The organism is uncultured Paraglaciecola sp., assembly GCF_913020055.1.
GTDB lineage: Bacteria > Pseudomonadota > Gammaproteobacteria > Enterobacterales > Alteromonadaceae > Paraglaciecola.
In genome coordinates, this window is sequence record NZ_CAJWCF010000184.1 from 1 (window position 1) to 2,810 (window position 2,810).

The following is a 2,810-nucleotide window of genomic DNA, read 5'->3' on the forward strand; positions in this document are numbered from 1 at the left end:
CTGTGCTTGTTCGGGTGTCTTTGAAACAATAAACCAAGGATCAACAGCAATACAATGCCCACCAACACCAGGGCCTGGTTGTAAAATATTAATTCTTGGATGACGATTAGCTAAAGAAATTAGTTCCCATACATCAATATCGAGTTTGTCACAGATAATTGATAGTTCATTCGCAAAAGCAATCTGCACATCGCGGCAACTATTTTCGGTGAGCTTGGCCATTTCTGCCGTTCGAGCATTTGTAATGACACATTCACCTTGAACAAAGGTTTTATATAAACCTACCGATTGCTCTGAACATTTATTCGTTAAACCACCTATCACACGGTCGTTTTCTACTAATTCACGAACAACATGGCCAGGTAACACCCGTTCAGGGCAATGAGCAACCCTAATATCCGAGTTCTCACCATCTGTTTTAGGGAACGTCAGGTCTGCTCTAGCCTGGGCTAACCAGTCAGCCACCTGCTCTGTAGTTCCAACAGGTGAGGTTGACTCTAAAATAACTAAATCCCCTTTTTTAAGCACTGGTGCAATGACTTTTGCCGCTGCTTCTATATATTTCAAATCGGGCTGGGGAATATCTCCTTCGCTTTCAATAGGCAAAAATGGTGTTGGGACTGCGATTAAGAATGCATCCGCCGCCTCGGGCTGTATCACCGCACGTAATTTTCCATCATTTACTGCTTTATGGACGATTGCATCTAACTCTGGTTCTACTATGTGTATTTCACCACGGTTTATTGTATCTACCGTTTCTTGGTTAATATCCACACCGATTACATTCTTACCATAGGCTGCAAACATTGCCGCTGTAGGCAAGCCTATATAGCCCAACCCAATAACTGATACTGTTTCAAATGACATGATTTTTATATTATTTAATTTAAAGAAGCTGATCCAAAATACGTTGGCATGCCTTGCCATCACCATAGGGGTTATGAGAAAAACTCATCAAGTCATATGCTTCTTTATTTTCCATCAACTCGGTGATTGCCGACGTTATCACATCAACATCCGCCCCCACTAGCCTTACTGTTCCAGCATCCACTGCCTCTGGGCGCTCTGTTGTATCTCTCATTACAAGAACAGGCTTACCTAACGATGGTGCTTCTTCTTGAATTCCACCTGAGTCCGTTAGGATAATATACGCTCTATTCATTAAGTAAATAAAGGGTAAATACTGCTGCGGTTCAATAAGATGGATATTAGGCACTCCTTTTAAGATACGATTTACTGGCTCTCGCACATTCGGATTCAAATGCATCGGATAAACAATTTGCGAATCAGGGTATTTTTTTGAGGTAATTAATAATGCTTTACAAATACGCTCAAAACCATCACCAAAACTCTCTCTACGATGACCCGTTACAAGTATTAACCTTTTCTTGGGGTCTAAGAATGAGAAGGCATTATCCAGTTTCTCAACCAAAGAACTATCTTTATCCAGTTTATCTTTAATTAAAAGCAAAGCATCAATAACTGTGTTACCCGTTACGCTAATACACTCAGATGAATACCCTTCATTTAATAAGTTTTCTTTTGACCCTTGCGTAGGAGCGAAATGATAACGTGTTAACGCACCTGTTAACTTGCGATTAGCTTCTTCAGGCCAAGGTGAATAAATATTCCCCGTACGCAAGCCAGCCTCAACATGCCCTACATCTATTTGCTCATAATATGCCGCTAAGCTAGCAGCAAAGGTTGTTGTCGTATCACCATGAACCAATACAACATCTGGCTTAAACTCTTGTAATACTGGCTTTATAGCCAATAAAATACCGACTGTTACATCGCCAAGTGACTGCCCAGCCTTCATTAAATCTAAATCATAATCAGGTACAATTTCAAACAACTCCAACACCTGATCTAGCATTTCTCGATGCTGAGCAGTAACACAAACTTTCGCGATAAATTTATCTTTATTGTTTTGAAACGCCTTAACAAGCGGTGCCATTTTAATTGCTTCTGGTCGAGTACCAAAAACCAGGAGTATTTTTTTCATGTTTATGAATATCCTTTTTTCTATGGAATCAGAGGGCAGCACTAAAAAGTTTATTTATTATATACTACTGTATTTGCTCAATATCTTCTTGTGCAAGTGCCATTTTATTTTCCCTGATTTTCTTTTTCGTAATTTTTACACGCCATTGCCCTTAAATCAATAGCGTCAGACTCGGTTGAAAAAATTAAAACATGTCGAGCCCCCTACACATAAAGCATCTTTAATTAAGGATGCTTTGCTATTTGCCAAAGGTTTCTATTAGTCTTCCGAGTAAAACTATAAATCCAACCGCACCTATCATTTTCCATGTTTGATTATTTATGGCCTGATACATTTTATTTAACTCTATCTGCATTGCATCAAATTTTTTGTTTGACTCTTCCCACTTTTTATTTTGTTCTTGTCTAAATAGCTCTATATCTTGCTTTAATTCAATATCCAAATGATAAAAGTGATTTGTTTGAGCTTTCAATGTAAGAATCATTTTATCTTCAACGCTTAATGCTTCGTCATCGCCATTTAATTTTTCTAGGACTTTATTTGCTTCTTTATCTAACCATTTATCAAAAATATCATCATTAAACATTGTTATCCCTTACTCTTATATTAATTTTATCAAGCCATGAGAGCGCTAGCGCCATTGCTCCCACAAATAACTTTAAAGGCATCAAGGTGTCAACCAGCTTGATTTCATAACTTGTCATTTCCCCCCCAATAAAACTCTCTATACCCTTTCACAAACTCACCAATTCCACCTTTTAGTTTTTAGGTAGGTTCGATTGAAATCACAACTCAGCCCAACAGA

3 protein-coding genes are annotated in these 2,810 nt (G+C 38.3%); all 3 read right to left on the reverse strand.

Annotation, left to right across the window (positions count from 1 at the left end; all coding sequences use genetic code 11):
• The coding region (gene wecC, locus QZ488_RS21415) for a UDP-N-acetyl-D-mannosamine dehydrogenase (RefSeq protein ID WP_293752589.1) at positions 1 to 867 on the reverse strand (867 nt) is incomplete at its 3' end.
• A gap of 19 nt (positions 868 to 886) precedes the next feature.
• Positions 887 to 2,005 carry a UDP-N-acetylglucosamine 2-epimerase (non-hydrolyzing) gene (gene wecB / locus QZ488_RS21420; protein ID WP_293752591.1) on the reverse strand — a complete coding sequence of 373 codons (1,119 nt, stop codon included), beginning with the start codon at positions 2,003 to 2,005 and terminating at the stop codon, positions 887 to 889.
• Positions 2,006 to 2,243: 238 nt separating this feature from the next.
• Entirely contained in the window at positions 2,244 to 2,591 is a 348-nt protein-coding gene (locus tag QZ488_RS21425; protein ID WP_293752593.1) for a hypothetical protein, read from the reverse strand.
• Between the last annotated feature and the right edge of the window lie 219 nt (positions 2,592 to 2,810).

What these genes read in the sequence shown, in the direction of transcription:
- wecB (WP_293752591.1), bottom strand. Translation starts at nt 2,005, where the DNA reads ATGAAAAAAATACTCCTGGTTTTTGGTACTCGACCAGAAGCAATTAAA.
- QZ488_RS21425 (WP_293752593.1), bottom strand. Translation starts at nt 2,591, where the DNA reads ATGTTTAATGATGATATTTTTGATAAATGGTTAGATAAAGAAGCAAAT.